This window comes from Streptococcus sp. 1643, assembly GCF_006228325.1.
Taxonomy (GTDB): Bacteria; Bacillota; Bacilli; order Lactobacillales; family Streptococcaceae; genus Streptococcus.
This window is the reverse complement of sequence record NZ_CP040231.1, coordinates 264,298-280,256: the sequence shown is the minus strand read 5'-3', so window position 1 is coordinate 280,256 and position 15,959 is coordinate 264,298. Positions and strand designations below refer to the sequence as shown.

The following is a 15,959-nucleotide window of genomic DNA, read 5'->3' as shown; positions in this document are numbered from 1 at the left end:
AAAGTGGACGATTGTCCACTGGGAAAATCAAATTTTAACAACTGCACCTGGAGATTCTGAACAAAAAACTTACCTAGCCCTAACAACTCCTACTCTAATTTTTGCAACAGCTTTACAACTTGACGATTTTCAATCCTCACATAGTATACACCACTATCACTGACAAGTTTATCCTCTTTATATTTAGCAATTTTGACAGCATAAAGACCGCGTGGTAGGGGTTGGTTGGCAAAAAATTCCTTCATGAGCGCTTCAAGCTCTTTTAGATAGTCATCATACAAGAGATCTCTTTTTTCTTTTGGAACGAAATACTGAAATTCAAATGTTGGTATAAAAATCTCTTTTTGGAACAGATATTGAGCATCCATTGGATACATTCCTTGCAGAGCTTGGCCCTTGCTTTGATTTTCCTCTAATATTTCATTATAAAGATAGATATTATCAGATTGGTTATTAAATTCAAAATCAATACCTTGATACTTCAAATCAGGAAGTTTAGGATCTTTGATTGAACTGTCCAGTGTTTTTAAAAACTCGCTGGTGCCTGGACTAACCTCAATTCCTAAATAGGCTAATTCTGGGAAAACATCATAAATTTTTTTACCATTTTTGTAATCAACCTCTGCATCTGTCTTTCCATATGTTTCACTTTTTGAAAAGCGAGTATAGTATTTAAATCGAGTTTTAACCTGATAGGTTTTTCCAGCTATATTTTCACTATAGGTACCATGGATTATAAATCCTCCCACACTTGTATAGTTTTTCTCGTATTTTTCTAACTCAAACTGTCCTGTAAGACCGTAATCTTGATAAGAACGATGCACAGCTTGCTCAATCTCAGTTCGACTTGCATGGGCAAACAGCCCCCACATATCCATTAGAGAAAAAATCGGACTGAACACTGTGAAGATTACCATTGGGATCACTATGGATAAGCAACCTATTAATAGCCAATTTCTTTTCTTGGCATTTCCTTCAGATTTTTTAGCAGTTTTCTGTTTCCTTTTTAAGATTAGAATGAGCAAAACCAAAATCCCTAATACTAATAAAACCAATCTACAATCTCCTTTTACTTTTGACAGTTGTTAACAGGTAGATAGGAGACTGACAGAAATACTCATCTCACCTGCTAACTTATCCTAAATTCCATAAACTCGTCTAAAACGAGGAACAATCCTTGTCTCATTATACCACATGAGAGATACCGTGAGAAGATGAGAGAAGCAAAAACACCCCATGGTGTGAACCATGAAGTGTTTCGAAACGTTGATAGTACCGTATTGATTAACGTTCTGAGGCAACTGACTTTGTCAGATTGCATCAATTTAGTATGAAAATATAAAAAAGAACACCCCGAAAGGTGCTCTCTGTAAGTATAGTAATTCTCTCGAATTAACGTTTACTAAATTGTGACGCTTTACGAGCTTTCTTAAGACCTGGTTGGGGCACCACTTATTTTATCCAATTTCAAAATGCTTTAAAATCAACGTTTTCATAAGTTTCTAAAAATTCAAATTTTAATTAAGTTCAATCACTTTCATTTAAATAAGGTAAACTTTCATTAAAAATAAGATAAAATCGAACCAGAATATCAAAAGTTTACCTTATTTGGTTTTTACAGAAGTTAAATAGTGGGTCATTACGTTTCAGTAGAAACGAAAAAACCTTGATTTAACGTGATTCTTGAATTTTCAAAATTCAATGTATTGCAATAAAAATCAACCGAATGACTACATTTTTGACTACATTTTTTGTGAAATAAATTAGATGTTCGGATATATAGAAAACGCTCTAGTCATATTGTCTAGAGCGTTTTCTATATCATAAAATTTATTCAATCTATTATTTAGATAATTTCTTATAAAAAATTGTTAGAATTTTTGTTTAAATGTTAAAACCAACCTATATTTTTTCAGTTTTATTGGCAATTTCTTTTGCTATCTGTGATAACTCTTTACTATCAACTCCAGTTCCATAAATTGTAGCTTCATTAATGTTTAATGAATTTAGATGTTTTCTTATTTCTACAGCTTTTTGGGGATTGATTTTAAGTGCTATACCAAAATCCGGAATTCTAGCAAACCAATCGGGAGATTTTAAGTGCCTAGCTTCATGAAGCGTAAAGACACCAGATTGTCTAGAAATTCTATGACACTGCAAATCCAGATTACTTCTCACTGCAAGTGGGCAAAAATCGAAGGGTGTATTATTTAAATCCTTAAACCACTCCATGAAACACTCATCATTTAGTTCCTCAACAATTAGAGGTTTAGTAATATTACGGTCAACACCCTCATTCGAATGGACCAACTTTGAATATTCATTTAAATTATTAGGATGTAAAACATATATGACTGGAAATGGGCCATCTTCAATATATTCATAGTTATCTAAAGCAAAATATAAAGCTACAAGAGGATCTGTAGACCAGTCTAGTGCAGGTGTTTTTAATCCATAATGTTGACCAATAAATGTATAATGGAATAAATTGAAATCAGAGTTATAATTTTTTTTATATTTAAATTGATTTCTAAATTCTATAATCTCATCTTTAAAATTTATAAAATTTTTATACTTAATTGGGTGAACCTTATTATCAGCAGGCATATCTAAAATTTGATCTCTAAAAATATTAGGTCTTAAAGCCCAAGAGTCATCTCTATGCCCTCTATACCAGAGTTCCGTATTAGATTCCGAACTATATTCTCCAATAAAATCTATGTAATCTTTTAAACTATCTATTTCCTTTGTATATCCCATCGTTTAATTCCTCTCAATTATCAAAATAGTATTAGCTTTTTAATATATCCAAACACAAAGTTGTAAAATTGCTTTTTTTATTGATATGTTTAATAATAACATCTATTTACGGCATTCTGGAATAAAAACATGAGTAAAATCTGGATTTCCAGATGGCCATTTTATGAATATTCTCCGACCGAATACTTTTTGATTAAACTTGATTTCTTCTATTTCATAGTATATTTCATCATCCATATTAGTACTTTTGTTTAAGAAATTTAAGATTTTTTGTTCAAATTTCAATTGTCCAGTATATGCTTTAGAATTTCTATTTGCTCTATAATCTTGAGGTGAGACGTTGCTTTTATTCCCTAGACCAAAAAATTGTTGAACTTTGAATCCATTTTCCTTAAGTTCATTCTCTGTAAGTAGAAATTTATCAAATGAATCGGCAATAAAATGCCCTTTGTCCTTAATGCTCTCTTCTGAAGTAGAATTTATTTCAGCATTATTACTTCCAGTAATATTATGATTTACAATATTTAGGCTAGAAACGAAATAGTTAGCGTTTGGTTTTTTTCTAAGTATAACCTTCCACATTATTGGGTTTTCCCGATATATAGGTTCTTGGGTCACTCTACAATCTATTTCTACTTTCTTCAAAAAATTATAATATTTACCATCTTTAATTGGTAGCATTTTCCAATTTTTAAACTCACAATTCCAATCATCAATGTTCAACTCATCACCATATTGGTTATGAGCAATCGATATCAATGTGATATCTGAGTTAATACTATTTGTTGTCATAATTCATTTCCCCTCTATTATTTATTTTTTATCTTCGTAATTATTGATAGTTTAATATAGCTCACATTAATTCAAAAATATCTTTTTGTTTATTATCAAAAACTTTTTTTGAATCAATGATTTTTTGGTAAAAATCATATTCAATCTCTGTAAAGTGACAGAATACTTCAGCACACTCAATTAAAATAGGATTTAGTTTTTCTCTTGGGGGTAATCCAACTGAAAATTTAATTTTGTCTTCTTTTTCAAAACGTTCGGTCCAAAAGACTTCATGAAATGCGACTTCAGACAAATGAACATAACCAGATGATTTATTGTAAATTTCTTCAATCTCAGGATAATACTTCGACATCCTTTTCTTAAGATTGGCATCAGTCATCTTTTCATTTTGATTATCTTTCATATTCCTAATAGGTGTACCACTTAATGTCTCTTTAATAAATGATCTTCTGTCCTCGGATATAAAAGCTGCAAAGACTCTCATAAGGTTATCAAGTTGTGTTCGTACTATAATTCCTGTACAAGTAAGATTTCTTGTTCTTAATAAGTTCATTATCCCATCAATAAATTGAACTCGTCTGTTAAGTGCAGAAATAAAAAATAAATCATCTTCAGTAAAGTTTTCACCAATAATACCTGCAGCTATTGACCTTGATTCTTCGCGATATTCTCTAAATTTATTAAAATATGTCTCTATTTCATTGAAATATTCATCATTTGTCATTACATTTCCTCCTAATCTATCTTTCTAATATTGACTCAATCAATGGTTCAATCCCATTTTCAATCAAATTATCTACCTTACGCTGAGCAGAAAAGCGCCCAACTTCATAGGCTACATAGTGTAAAATCTGAGCAGCCACTTCTTTAACATTGAATGAAAATTGTCCCTTTAAAATTCTATAAGAAAGAGAGGCGAAAGGATCTGCATCTTCAAATCGTTTCAAATATTGCTCGTAGTTAGAATGAATCGTCTGAATGATATAAATCGAGTGCGCATCATCTAACTTCATAAAGACCATTAAGCTTTCAATAAAAACATCACTTTTTTTGATGCATGCTCGACATAACTCTCTTGCTGTCATTTCGTAAATATAGTTTTCTATGTCATCATCAAAAATACCGTGATCAATTTTTTCCCATATAGTTTTCTTAAAAGTTTCGCCACTTCTAATGCTCAGCCAAGCATTTAATGCATTCAGCATTTCAGTAGCGTCTTGATACCTATAATCAGGTTCTAAATTCGTAGCTTTTTCACTAACAGAACGAAGAGAATGTGAAAAAATATTAGGATTTTTAGTCATAACAAAATTAATAATACGCCCCAGTGAATACACATCACTTCGTTTATCTGCATCTTTTAAGAGCGATAGTTGCTCTGGTGCGCAATAAAATAGTTGACCAAAAGAAGTTGTATCCATTGTTTGATGAGAAGTCAGAGTATTTAGGTTTTTTCCTAATCCAAAATCAGCAATCTTAATTATCCCATCCACGAAGAAAACATTGGTTGGACTCAAGTCTCTATGTAGAACATCTCTTTGGTGGACAAGAGACATAGTATAAAGTATTTGACGCAATATATTGAGTTTAGAATCCTCTGTCAGCTCACTTGCTTCAATATAATTTCCCAATGTATCATCGGCTTTTTCCATTGTGTATGAACAATTACTACTATCGAAATCAAATACTCGAATAATACTCTCAATATCCGAACAAGACTTAGTTATTTCATACTCTCTTTTTAATCTACTTCTCAACGATTGTCGTCTCACAGATTCCTCATTTAGTTTTTTTACCACTAATCCTGTAGATTTTTGGAAATAAATATCAGCAAAGCCACCCTTTCCAATCTCAACTAAATCTAAATCAATTTCTACTAAATAAAATTCATTTCCTTTTCTTGAGAGTTTTAAAGAATAAACAGAACAAATTTTATCTAATTCATTTATTATTTTCTGCTGATGCTCTATAGCATCCACTTCACTTATCTGACGCTCTGTTAAAAGATATTGTTTGCTGAGTATAAGGTTGAAAAATGAATTGATAATGCCTCTAGATGAAAAGTCCAACAGCTTGTCATTCACATATATCCATCTTGTAGGAAAACCCTGACCATAACTATCTTGAGTATGGAAATGGGTATTGAAAAAAGAAACTAGCTGAGACCCTGATTTATAAGTAAACAGCTCTGTCTCATCTCCACAGAATATCTTTGCTAGTCTTTTGTAAAAATCTGAATTGATCAATAACTCGTCCTCCTTATAGATGGTAATTCTTTAATTTAATAAATGTAGGCAGTAACATACAATCTACTTTCTCAATTAAACAGAGTGTGTCGTCCAGAATAGAAAAAATATAAAGTCTATCTTGAAATATGGTTACAAAATAGGTATCAAATCCCTTCGCTTTTAAACTTCTGTATTCAAATAGTGAGTGGAAATCATAATTTAACGCGCTTACAATAATATCATCCGAATTATCTGTCTCGAGTATATCAATCAGCTCAAACGAATATGGAAAAAATAATAAAAGGTTTTTCTGTTTTTCAAGCATTTTCAACACTTTTATGATATCTCTTTCAATACCATACTTTCTAATATTTAAAAAGTTTTCCCCTAATCGAGTGAGCTCTGATATATCTCTTGTTCGGAATGCAACATGAATCTGAGTAGCTTTTACTTCACCGAATTTCTTTTTACTTTCATGAATACCAATTATACCATCGCCATAATTGCTAACGCCCGGAGAAAACAAATGACTAGCTTGTAATCTAGTGCTAGATGATAATAATTTAAAGTCTATTTCATAATTTTTCGATATTGCATCACATTGACCATTATTTTCATTTAACGGTTTAGAGAAAAGAGATTGACCTTTTTCTTTAAAATGAGATGACTTATTAAGTAGCTCTAGCAAATAGTTCTCATAATTACAATCAGGTTCTCCGTCAACAAAATTTTTAATAATAGTAGCTGGTGGCAGCAGTTTAAATTTTATTCGTGGATCAATATTAGGGTTTAAATTTTCTTCCATAGTAATTCCTCTATGTTATTATACCATTAATGTGTTAAGGAGTTGGTTTGTTGGAGTAATAACTCATTATAAAATTAATTTAGATGTATGATTCTAAATATGGCTCTTAACTAGTAGAATTAATTATTTATAGCTCTTACGATATTATTAATTTCTTCTGTTTATCAATATTTTAACCAAAAATAAGATTTCTATAATTCACTTTCAAGTTTATAATAGCATTTTCTTTGAATTAGGTATAATATAGTATATATGAAATATTATCGAGTTAAGGAGTAGGTAAAATGGGAGAGAAATTTAAAGAATTCTATTTCACTGGGGATCAAAGACTTCATAATTTAGATGAATTAGAAAAGGAATATGAACAAAAAAGTGGAGATATATCGAGTTACCGAGGTAGAATATTTTGTCCAGAATGTAGGATTGCTGAGCTAGCATTTACTCATAAAACATCAAAAAAAAGAGCTTTTTTGTCTACATTACCGTCGTCAGATCATATGGCGAATTGTTCTCTCAAATATGAATCTGTATCCAGGAGGGAAATCAGGGATTATGTTAGTAATTTAGGTGAGGAGGAGATGCAAGATAGACTTGAAGCAATGTTGAATCGAATGTTGCCAAGAGAACGAGAAGAAAATCAAATTCCTGCTAATGATGAAGGTGATAATCCTTTTACAGTATTAGTCAGAAGAGAAGGTCAACCTAATACTAGAAAATGTATCCCCAGAAAATCTTTGAAGAGCTGGTTTGATAAGGACGAAGAAAATAACGTCTTTCTATTTTATGGGAGCGTCCATTTAGAAGTTAAAGAATTTAAAACTAAATTGGGGGAGACTCAATACAGATTGATTGTGAAGACCAAACAAGATGGCGAGTGGAGAATAAAGACAACTATATATAGAGGGAAAAACAAGGATGAAATAGACCAACATCAAAATTATGATCTTGCTATTATTGGGCAAATCGAATTCTATAACAACCATCCACAAATTAAAACTGTATCTAGTTCTTCAATCATGTTCAGAATAAGGTGAGAATAAAATTAAAAAACCTCGGAAGATTACTTCTGAGGTTTTTTGTGCCATAAAAATATTAATTGGTTTTTTGTATAATTTCTTCATACATCTCAAATAATCGTGCAACTGTCTCACTTTCAGTTAACCAAGTTCTCTTACCATCTACGATTTTTGTCATGTCATAAGCTTCCATGACAGCTTTATCGTTAGCCTGGTGAGCTCGTCTAAGTTCGACTGGCATGGTTAACTCATCATAGAGATCTGCCAATGAGCTATCTGGATATAGCGCACGTGCATCGAGAATGGCTTGAGCAGTCTTAGAAATCTTATCTTTTTGAACTTCCGTCACTTCCGGCCAAGGGAAATTGTTGTAGACTATCTTGGCTGAATAACGATAATCAGATTTAAGACGCCCAGCAACCGTACGCATCCAAGCCATATGGACATTAGAGGTTAGAATACCAAAATCGTAGAGAGAAGCGTTGGGAATTATTTGGACTGCATCACTTGAAACTTCATTTGGGGACATAAAGCCTATGGGAATATAACGACGCCTTTCAGAAGTTACTCGAGGAATGATGATATACGGAGCACCATCAGGTTGTGTTAGCTGAGCAAAAAGATGTGGTACTTTAGCATAACCTTGAGTTGTTTTAGCATTTGATGATTCTCTAAACTCCCTTACAGCATTAACACGATCATATATAAATTTATTGTTTCGAATTTCTACTGGAGAGGCATGTTTTAACCAAATACACCATCGATTTATGTTATTGATAAATTCATTTGCTCCGATATACGGTCTAAACCACTTCGACAATTGTGGGTTGTTTTTAATAAGTTCCTGGTATTCATCATCAGAAAAAATAAAATTACCACCATCCCGTGGTTGATTGCCGAACTTCATTTGAGGGACATTGCTAATTGGTTTATTTCTACTTTCAATCAATACGTTACTTGTCTCAGTTAAATAAGGACTTATATTTTTCACCTTAATAAAGCCAGAATTTGTGAATAGTTTTTTTTCAGGGTTATTGACTTGGGAGAATCCGATAATAACACAATGTACCGCTGCTTGCTGTAATGAATCACTTGTCCACTTAAATGTCTGATAAGCAAAGTTAATTTGTATTTGATATTCTTCAAAAAGTAGCTTCCAAAGAATTGGGACTTGTGCCCCTTGGACTATTGAATTCGTTGATACCAAAGCAACTTGTATACCAGTTTCAAAAATAAATTCAGCTGCTTTTTTAAACCAACACGTTACATAATCCATCATTTGTACATCATTCTTACTGAGAGTTGAAAAAATAGCTTGAACAGATTTTTTTTGATTATCGCCCATATTTCTCGCTCCTAAAAACGGGGGATTACCAATAATATAGCTCAGTCTATCTTTAGGTACTACCGTATCCCAGTCGACTCCTAAAGCATTTCCTTCAACAATATTTGTATAAGACTTAAGTGGCAAGAAATCAATATTCGCAAACACAATATCTTTAGTTTCTTCCAGCATCTGGCTTTCTGCAATCCAGAGGGCCGTTTTAGCAACAGAAACCGCAAAGTCATTGATCTCGATACCATAAAATTGATTTAATTTCACTTTAACAAGGTCTTGACCTAAGTCTAATGCTACTGTATCCCCCATATAAAGCTTAATAGCTTCATTTTCTAAACGTCTTAGGGATATATAAGTTTCTGTAAGGAAGTTACCTGAACCACAAGCTGGGTCAAAGAATGTCAGACTAGATAGCTTTGACTGAAACTGTTTAGCTCTTTGTTCAACCGTTTTAAATTGCTTGAATTGACGTATCTCATTCAATTCATCTCTTAGTTCATCCAGGAAGAGTGGATCAATTACTTTATGGATGTTTTCAATGGAGGTATAGTGCATACCACCGCTTCGACGTGTTTCTGGGTTGAGTGTAGACTCAAATACTGCTCCAAAAATCGTAGGACTAATTTCAGACCAGTCAAAGCTAGATGAAGCATGCTCCAAAATTAACTCACGTAGTTCATCCGTAAAGTTTGGAATTTCTAGCCTATTCTCAGCAAACATCCCTCCATTAACGTAAGGAAAAGCAAGAAGCTCCTCATCCAAGTACGGATCTCGTTCTTCAATCGGAGTATCTAAGATAGAGAAAAGGTCAATTAACCCTCGTCGGAAGTCACGGCTGCTAAAACGAGCCAGGTAATCATGAAACATCATGTGATGTCCAAAAATTCCCGCATCTTCAGCATAAAGACAGAATACTAGACGCACAACAAGTTGGTTAATCGCATGAAGACTATCTGGACTATCAGGATTGATATACTGCTTAAGCAGCCCCTCGTAAATCTCTCCAACGATTTCTCCAGCCTCAATAGAAACCTTCATCTCACGTTCTAGGTGTTCATTTGTCTTATCTATCAGAAATTCTAGACGATAGGCTTCTTTATCCAGGTCAGCTAGTTTAATGACCTTGGGTTCACCGTTTGGTTGTTCCATATCATAGACATAAAACTCTTTAAAATTACATGTTACAATCCAACGGGGTCTTTGAGAATACGGTAAATCTGTGGCATATCGTTTAGCTTGTTGAAATGGTGTTAGATAAGTACCATCAGACTGTTTAATAGCTTTATTTAAGTCCTTGTGAGAACCCTTTTGTTCAATCAAAACCTTTGTCGCATCAATAAAACCATCAATAAAACTTGTTTTGTCAATCTTAACTGTATTTTCAAATCTTATGTATTCTGTAGGTTTTTCAATCCCATATACTGACTGAAGTAGATCAAGCCAAAAAGATTGGCTATCTTGTCGCTCGTTCCCACGATTTTCCCAACGTTTAATAAACGCCTGGGCATTTTTCTTCTGTTGCTTGATATCCATTTCATCTCCAATAATATTACTACTTGATGTTATTATACCATTAAAAATAATCAATTTGTTTTTTTATGAAATTTTATAAATCGTTTTTTGTGGCATACTACTACTGCAAATTAAAAAATCAAAGAGCCATCGGTCGGATGGCTCTTTTTTTTTGTCCAAAAAGGAGAGTAGTAAAATGCTAAATAAAGAAATCATTTTTCCAATATATTCAAAAATATTAGGAAAGTATTTAAAAGAGGAAATGAAAAAGAAAGGTCTAAGTCAATACGATATTTCTTTTGCATATTCTAAAGAAGATATAAAATGTATAGATAATAGAACAGTTAGAGGGATTTTGAAAGGGAGTCGAAACATGACAGTAGATTCACAGACAGGATTTCAGGAGAGTCTTGGAATTAAGACACCAAAAGATCTATTTTTTCCAAATGAGCAATTTTGTTTGAGCCTTATTTCAGAAATCTTGGAAGTTTTAAAAACAGATTCACATTTTAAAAAATCATCGCTCAGACGACAACTATTTAATTTTTTAAATAGAAGATATGGGTGTAATGATATTAAATTTGAAAATTTTGAAAAACATATTATTGACAAATTTATCGAAAGTTTATTAAATTTTTTCCCAGAGTTTCCAAATGAAGAATCGTCTTTAGAAATTTCAGAGAAAATTAGCGACTGGTTAGTTGAGTTAGCTTTTCTGCTATCAGAATTATAATTCAAAACCGGCAAAAATTTTGCCGGTTTTGAATTAGTAAGTTTGATAAACTGTAGTCATCTAAGAAAAGGAGGTACGTTTATGCGTACAAATAATCGTAAAAATGGCTATTCAGCCAACACAGCTAAACAATATGTTGATCAGAAGCAACCAATTCATTGTCTAAGTACTGAATTTGAACCGCAAATCAAGTTTGAAGATAGTCAGCCAACTGGTGAGATTATCGGACACAAGGCCTGGTTCTCTCAGAAAGGGTTGCCGCCATTCCAAGTCAAATTCGAAACGGAAGTTGCTCTTCCACCATATTTAGCGATGGTTGATTTTGATAATCTAGAGGCTTGCGAAGTTGGCTACAATGTCTATTTTCGTGCGAATGGAATCAAAGAGGTTAAATAATGACTGATAAAGAGCTTGCTCAATACTTGCTCCAAGCCCTAAATATGGGGCTTGGCAGTATTATGCAGGGAGAAAGTAGTTACACGAGCAGCTTCTCAACGCGGATTTTGCAAGATGGGTTTCTATTTATCCCACGATTGCCAGCTGGGTACATCATTGATGATGAACTCTACCAGAAGATTTTTCTGATTGCTAACGCTGCTCTTTATCCACGATATACAGTACTTAAACAAAATTCTGCTTACTTTGTTGCTCTTGAAACCGATGATATCCACGTTCAAAGAGGATTATTTTTCCCTTGGAAAGTAGGAATTTCAGAAAGACTTGTAATTTCAGATTTAGATCAGTTTGTTTTGAAGCAAGAAATTAACACAGTACCAATAATGAAAAATCTAACTCTGGATTTTAATAAAGTAACTTCTATAGCTATCGCAGGAAATAGTGGTTCTGGAAAATCTTATGCTTTGACTTATTTTCTAAGTTTACTGAAAAATTTTTCCGATTTAATCATTGTGGATCCTAAGTTTGATACACCTAGTCGTTGGGCCCGGGAAAATGGATTTCCTGTTCTCCATCCTCAAAGAAATCGATCTAAATCAGATTTTGTATCAGAGATAAATGAAAATCTTAGTTCATGTTTGAATCTTATCCAAGAACGTCAAGAAATTCTCTATGATAATCCAGATCAAGAGTTTAAACATTTAACTATTGTCATAGATGAAGTTCTAGCGTTATCGGAAGGTGTCAATAAAACGATAAAAGAATCTTTCTTTTCCCTCTTATCCCAAGTTGCACTTCTTGGACGTGCGACCAGAGTGCATCTTTTATTAGTTAGTCAACGTTTTGACCATAACACAATCCCGGTCTCTGTTCGAGAACAAATGAATGTACTCATTCAAATTGGGAATATCAACCAAAAAACAACACAATTTTTATTTCCAGATCTGGATCCAGAAGGGATTGTGATTCCTATTGGCAAAGGTACAGGCTTAATTCAAATCATTGACAGTGAGCACCCTTATCAAGTATTACCGTTGTTATGTCCGACCTACTATACAAAGAAAGGAATTTTGTAATGGAGAAGACATTTTTTCAGAAGACATTTAATCTATCCAGATATCTATTAGTTTTTGTAATTCTTAATACTGTCTTGAGTATAACTTTTCGTCTTTTAATCCTTTTATTTAATAATGAAGTTTTTTCAAGAAAAATTGTCGTAATACAAAATAAATTGTATTTGCTTTCTATGATATTTTTATTAATTGTTATTATGCTGTTTTTACTTCTTTCAATTTTATTAACAATTGAGCTGACGGATAGATATAAAACAGACAAAATATCCAACTATTTTGAATCAGTGAAACAAACTATCAGACTACGTTATTTTTTAATACAACATGAGACTATCTCAACTAGTATAAATAGTTTTCAAAAAAATTCAATTATACAGGATTTTAACAAATCTGTTGCTGGTAGTATTGTTGATGTAAGAAATGAAAGTGTAGTAGTTGTTCTAAAGTATCCTACTTCTCAGCAATCACAGCAAATTTTTAGGAATATGGGATCACATATAAAAGAAGAAATCTCGAATTGCAATCCCAAATTTTATTTTTCATCTCCGATTAGAATCGGGAATAAATTGTTTTACAAAGGTTCGAAAAGATAGTGAAAATAGAGTTTTTGACACACGTAGTGGATGTCAAAAACACTCTATTTTCATGGATTATTCAATATGTATAAACCACTACGACAATGGATCAATAATCAACGATCAAAAAGTTAAGTCGGTTTACGAAAATTATCATATTTATTTGGAAAATACAGTGAGGAAAAAACGATGTTAAGTTGCAAACGAACCAACCAATATTTTGTATTGTTAAATAGAGGTAGCCCATGTATAAAATTCATTGATTTAAATAATAGGGAAAATTTTATTAATAAAAGAGGTAATATCTATGATTAAAAATAGACGTGCTAATAAGTGGACTTTCTTGCTTTATCAAGATAGCGCTCCTGATAATCATAAAGAAATTCTTGACAGAATGGGAGTTCCTTTCGTTCTTAGCCCATGGCATGATAAGGATATCAATGAAGAAACTGGGGAATTTAAAAAAACTCATCGACATGGTGTGCTTTTCTTTGATTCGCTCAAGAGCGAAAGTCAAGTTTCTGAGCTTCTGACTGAAAAATTAAATACACCAAAGCATATCGAAGCTGTTATGTCCCCGACCGGAATGTTTCATTATTTGACTCATGCTCAAAATCCAGAGAAAACTCAGTACGACGCTAAAGACATTGTTGCAGGTTGTGGATTTGATCTCGAGCAGTTTATTATTGAGAACAGTAAAGATAATTATTTAGAAACTGCTATTGATATCATTAATGAATATAATTTTACAGAGTTTGGTAGTCTAGTAAATTATGCACGTAAAAACGAGCCTATTCTCTTAAAATTGATTGTTCAGAAGCCGTTCTTTTTTGTTAAATTGTTGGATTCACTCCGTTATAACAAGAATAAACAAGATTACATGATTAAGCAGATTAAAGAAGATGAGGCATTCTATCGTAAACAATATCGTGAAAATAAAGAACAACAGAAGAAGAAAGAAGCCGAATTACTTTATCTCAAACAGGATTATATTAGAGAAAAAAAACGTTTGAAAGAGAAGAATGAGGAATATAGGCGTAATCAAAATTCTCAAAGAGAAAAGAATTCTTTGAAAGACGAAGAGATGAATAGATGACCTCCAATCAATTATTAATATTGAATCGAATTGAACAGATTTTGACTTGTTTACTTGCTATGATGCAGAAACAGCAAGATATTCAAAAGAATGTGAGTATTCTAACTCAGAAAGAGCTGCTTTCTATACTTAAGATTTCTCCAAACACATTGAAGTCTTGGGAGAAGACGGGACTTAAGCGTCTAGAACCACCGATTGAGGGGACTAGAACTGTTTTTTACAAAATGGAGGATGTGCTAAACTATTTAACTCCCTAATTATAAGATTGTGCTAAAATAGTAATATCACATAAATAGTGTGAGGTTGTTATTTTAGCCTTTTATATATCCGAACGTGAAAGGCTACTATGCAGAAAGAAACTATCATTCACAACAATCGAAAAGTCATTAAAACTACCAAAAGTAACGGGACTATTAGCTATACGCAACGTGGTGTGTATATTGGTGTAGATGTTAAAACTGGTAAAAAAGTTACATCATCTATAACTGCTAAAACTCTAAAAAGTCTTGATAGGAAAATCATTCAAACTCGGATTGATTTTGAAGCGAAGGGATCAACTCAAAAAGAGACTTTGTTGATCAATAACTTCGAAGAGTTAGCGGAAGCCTGGTTTGTCAGTTTTGTAACTTGGGTGACTTCTCAGAATACGATTAACCGAGTTCGAAGCTATCTTGATACCTATATCATCCCTAAGTTTGGAGAATATAGACCTGAAGAGATAAAATCTGCAGATATTCAGATTTGGGTTAATAAATTAGCTCAGCAATCTAAAAAGTCTGTTGAATCAGGTGTTAAAAAATCCAAAAAGGGACACGCAAAAGATTTCGGTGCAGTTATCTATAAGCTTAGTGATATTTTTGATTATGGAATCACGAATTTCGAACTTTCTCATAATCCAGCTCGAACAGTAAAAATCCCTCCAAAACCGAAGGTGGTAAAGGAGAGAATCATGGTATTGCATGGAGATGACTTGGCTACTTGGTTGAACTATCTTGATACTCTTCCTGATACTCGAGCAAATCGACGATTCAAAGTTATCTGCGACACGCTGTTAGCTTCTGCGCTTCGAATCAATGAACTTCTTGCTTTATCAATCCATGATCTTGATTTTGATTCCAATGAAATTATCGTCAATAAGACGCTAATGTGGAAAGCTGGAAATAAGAAACTTGGGATTAAGGGCGAGATTGTTTGTAAGAACAGTGCCAAAACGGATGCTGGTAACAGAAGAGTTGCAATCCCGAGACAAGTCTTAGATGACTTGAAAGCTTTTCATGCTGAGATGAGTGATTATTTTGTGAGTCACGATTTACCAACTGTAGACTTAATTTTCCCTACAATTTACGGGAATTATATGTGTGACAGGAATGAACGTGCAACACTTAAAAAGCGTTTGACCGAGTTAGGACTACCAAACTATGGTTTTCACCTTTTCCGCCATACACATGCTTCTTTAATGCTGAATGCTGGTGCAAACTGGAAAGAGCTCCAGATAAGAATGGGCCATAAGTCGATTAAAACGACAATGGATACTTATGCTGAATTGGCACCGAAAAAGAAAGCAGAAGCAGTTGAAATCTACCTCAAAGAAATTGCAAAATTGACGGCTTAGCAAAATGACTACATTTATGACT

The 15,959-nt window shown here is 33.0% G+C and carries 13 protein-coding genes and 1 pseudogene; 7 read left to right on the top strand and 7 right to left on the bottom strand.

Annotated features, from left to right (window positions below; genetic code table 11):
* Positions 1-89: 89 nt before the first annotated feature.
* The 6 genes from FD735_RS01580 to FD735_RS01555 all read right to left on the bottom strand — a co-directional run bounded on the left by FD735_RS01580 (position 90) and on the right by FD735_RS01555 (position 6,585).
* Positions 90-1,055: a hypothetical protein gene (locus tag FD735_RS01580; RefSeq protein ID WP_042902005.1), complete on the bottom strand. Its 966-nt coding sequence runs from the start codon at positions 1,053-1,055 to the stop codon at positions 90-92.
* An 847-nt stretch (positions 1,056-1,902) separates the two neighbouring features.
* Entirely contained in the window at positions 1,903-2,760 is an 858-nt protein-coding gene (locus FD735_RS01575) for an FRG domain-containing protein (protein WP_139658330.1), read from the bottom strand.
* A 102-nt stretch (positions 2,761-2,862) separates the two neighbouring features.
* Positions 2,863-3,552 carry a hypothetical protein gene (locus FD735_RS01570; RefSeq protein WP_139658329.1) on the bottom strand — a complete coding sequence of 230 codons (690 nt, stop codon included), beginning with the start codon at positions 3,550-3,552 and terminating at the stop codon, positions 2,863-2,865.
* Between the two features lie 61 nt (positions 3,553-3,613).
* A complete protein-coding gene (locus tag FD735_RS01565) occupies positions 3,614-4,276 on the bottom strand; it encodes a hypothetical protein (RefSeq protein WP_139658328.1) in 663 nt (220 codons plus the stop codon).
* Between the two features lie 16 nt (positions 4,277-4,292).
* Entirely contained in the window at positions 4,293-5,798 is a 1,506-nt protein-coding gene (locus tag FD735_RS01560) for a serine/threonine-protein kinase (protein WP_139658327.1), read from the bottom strand.
* Between the two features lie 13 nt (positions 5,799-5,811).
* Positions 5,812-6,585, bottom strand: coding sequence for a hypothetical protein (locus tag FD735_RS01555; protein WP_139658326.1), 774 nt, complete (start codon positions 6,583-6,585; stop codon positions 5,812-5,814).
* Positions 6,586-6,869: 284 nt separating this feature from the next.
* Between FD735_RS01555 and FD735_RS01550 the strand changes: the two genes are divergently transcribed.
* Positions 6,870-7,619, top strand: a complete 750-nt coding sequence (locus tag FD735_RS01550; RefSeq protein ID WP_139658325.1) for a hypothetical protein — start codon at positions 6,870-6,872, stop codon at positions 7,617-7,619.
* A gap of 58 nt (positions 7,620-7,677) precedes the next feature.
* Here FD735_RS01550 and FD735_RS01545 read toward each other — a convergent pair whose 3' ends face one another.
* Positions 7,678-10,473 (bottom strand): DNA methyltransferase, encoded by a 2,796-nt coding sequence (locus FD735_RS01545; protein ID WP_139658324.1) that lies wholly within the window; start codon positions 10,471-10,473, stop codon positions 7,678-7,680.
* A gap of 175 nt (positions 10,474-10,648) precedes the next feature.
* Here FD735_RS01545 and FD735_RS01540 point away from each other — a divergent pair, with 175 nt between their 5' ends.
* The 6 genes and pseudogenes from FD735_RS01540 to FD735_RS01515 all read left to right on the top strand — a co-directional run bounded on the left by FD735_RS01540 (position 10,649) and on the right by FD735_RS01515 (position 15,937).
* Complete coding sequence (locus FD735_RS01540; protein WP_139658323.1) at positions 10,649-11,185, top strand: hypothetical protein; 537 nt, start codon at positions 10,649-10,651, stop codon at positions 11,183-11,185.
* 81 nt (positions 11,186-11,266) lie between these two features.
* Positions 11,267-11,581 carry a hypothetical protein gene (locus tag FD735_RS01535; RefSeq protein WP_139658322.1) on the top strand — a complete coding sequence of 105 codons (315 nt, stop codon included), beginning with the start codon at positions 11,267-11,269 and terminating at the stop codon, positions 11,579-11,581.
* The gene (locus FD735_RS01530; RefSeq protein ID WP_139658321.1) at positions 11,581-12,657 is read left to right on the top strand and encodes a cell division protein FtsK; all 1,077 of its coding nucleotides are present in this window, start codon (positions 11,581-11,583) and stop codon (positions 12,655-12,657) included. The genes FD735_RS01535 and FD735_RS01530 overlap by 1 nt, the downstream gene beginning before the upstream one ends.
* An 879-nt stretch (positions 12,658-13,536) precedes the next feature.
* A pseudogene (locus FD735_RS01525) lies at positions 13,537-14,100 on the top strand (replication protein); the annotation flags it as partial.
* A 221-nt stretch (positions 14,101-14,321) separates the two neighbouring features.
* Positions 14,322-14,582, top strand: coding sequence for a MerR family transcriptional regulator (locus FD735_RS01520; protein WP_139658319.1), 261 nt, complete (start codon positions 14,322-14,324; stop codon positions 14,580-14,582).
* An 89-nt stretch (positions 14,583-14,671) separates the two neighbouring features.
* A complete protein-coding gene (locus FD735_RS01515; protein ID WP_139658318.1) occupies positions 14,672-15,937 on the top strand; it encodes a site-specific integrase in 1,266 nt (421 codons plus the stop codon).
* Positions 15,938-15,959 lie beyond the last annotated feature (22 nt).

Coding starts and splice junctions, on each gene's coding strand:
- FD735_RS01575 (WP_139658330.1), bottom strand. CDS start 2,760: ATGGGATATACAAAGGAAATAGATAGTTTAAAAGATTACATAGATTTT.
- FD735_RS01570 (WP_139658329.1), bottom strand. CDS start 3,552: ATGACAACAAATAGTATTAACTCAGATATCACATTGATATCGATTGCT.
- FD735_RS01565 (WP_139658328.1), bottom strand. CDS start 4,276: ATGACAAATGATGAATATTTCAATGAAATAGAGACATATTTTAATAAA.
- FD735_RS01555 (WP_139658326.1), bottom strand. CDS start 6,585: ATGGAAGAAAATTTAAACCCTAATATTGATCCACGAATAAAATTTAAA.
- FD735_RS01550 (WP_139658325.1), top strand. CDS start 6,870: ATGGGAGAGAAATTTAAAGAATTCTATTTCACTGGGGATCAAAGACTT.
- FD735_RS01545 (WP_139658324.1), bottom strand. CDS start 10,473: ATGGATATCAAGCAACAGAAGAAAAATGCCCAGGCGTTTATTAAACGT.
- FD735_RS01540 (WP_139658323.1), top strand. CDS start 10,649: ATGCTAAATAAAGAAATCATTTTTCCAATATATTCAAAAATATTAGGA.
- FD735_RS01535 (WP_139658322.1), top strand. CDS start 11,267: ATGCGTACAAATAATCGTAAAAATGGCTATTCAGCCAACACAGCTAAA.
- FD735_RS01530 (WP_139658321.1), top strand. CDS start 11,581: ATGACTGATAAAGAGCTTGCTCAATACTTGCTCCAAGCCCTAAATATG.
- FD735_RS01520 (WP_139658319.1), top strand. CDS start 14,322: ATGACCTCCAATCAATTATTAATATTGAATCGAATTGAACAGATTTTG.
- FD735_RS01515 (WP_139658318.1), top strand. CDS start 14,672: ATGCAGAAAGAAACTATCATTCACAACAATCGAAAAGTCATTAAAACT.